The sequence below is a fragment of the Luteirhabdus pelagi genome, from assembly GCF_016827595.1.
Lineage (GTDB): Bacteria > Bacteroidota > Bacteroidia > Flavobacteriales > Flavobacteriaceae > Luteirhabdus > Luteirhabdus pelagi.
On the sequence record NZ_JAECMS010000027.1, the window covers coordinates 1 to 1094 of the forward strand.

The window sequence follows — 1094 nt, forward strand, 5'->3', positions numbered from 1 at the left end:
GTTTATCCGCTCGGCCACCGCGTTCTCATAGGGGTCGTACCGCTCGGTCATGCTCATGGTCAGCCCGTTGTCCTCCGCAAAGGCCGTGTAGGCCGGGTTGCAGTATTGTAAGCCCCTGTCGGAATGGTGTATCAGTTTTTCATCAGGATATTCTCTGTTGTTCAGCGCCATTTTAAGTGCGTCCAGGCAAAGTTCTGTCCTCATATGACTGTCGAGTTTGTAGCCCATTATTTTCTTTGAATAGGCGTCCGTTACCAGGGCCAGGTAATTGTGCCCTTTCTGTGTCTTGATGTAGGTTATGTCGGTTACCCAGAGCTGTTCGGCTCTGGTGGGCACCTTGTCTTTTACAAGGTTCTTGTATTTGTAGAATTGGTGCTTGGAGTTGGTGGTTATATGGTATCTTTTGGTTTTTCTGACCAGAAGGTTGTTGTTCCTCAGGAACTCAAAGAACTTGTCCCTGCCCATCTTGATGCCCTTGGATTCGAGTTGGTCCTTTAGGTGGTCATAGAGTTTTCTCCCGCCGGTAAAGTGGCCGACCTCGTTGCGGAGTTGGCTTACCATCTGGATCAAGACCCGTTCGTTGTTTTCTTTTATCTGCTGAGATCTCAGGCGTTTGTAGAAGGCCTGTTTGCTGATCCCAAAACATCCGATCAACCATTTCCTCTTAAACGGTCTTGTTTCTTTTTTTCGATCTCGTCTGCTAATGTTTTGGGCAATGACTTTTTTGACATATCGACCCCTGTGATAAGTTCCATGTCCGCGATGATGTCCTGTTGGAAGTCCTTTTGGAACTCCAGTTCCTCGATACGTTCTTTGAGTCTCTTGATCTCGTCCTTTTTGCTCATTCCTCGTTTCTTTTGCTCTAAGGTACTGTATTTTTTGGTCCAGTACTGGATGGAGCTTCTCGATACGTTATATTTTTCAGCCGCATGGTTGGCGGAGATCTGTCCGTTGCTAATCTGATCAATGATCAAGAGCTTGAGTTCAAAGCCTACTTTTGAGTACGGTTTTTTTCGGCAGGGTGGTTTTTTGTCTTTCATAAGGTATAGTACTAAAAGGGTTAATTTTTAGTCAACCTATTTCAGGACGATGCA

General features: G+C 45.7%; 2 protein-coding genes. Both read right to left on the bottom strand.

The genetic code is table 11. The annotated features are described in order from the left end of the window. Positions 1-654 (bottom strand): IS3 family transposase (locus tag I4Q58_RS15405; protein ID WP_203296802.1); only part of this gene is annotated, 654 nt, incomplete at its 3' end. Beyond that, complete coding sequence (locus I4Q58_RS15410; RefSeq protein ID WP_203296803.1) at positions 651-1040, bottom strand: helix-turn-helix domain-containing protein; 390 nt, start codon at positions 1038-1040, stop codon at positions 651-653. The genes I4Q58_RS15405 and I4Q58_RS15410, both read right to left, overlap by 4 nt. Between the last annotated feature and the right edge of the window lie 54 nt (positions 1041-1094).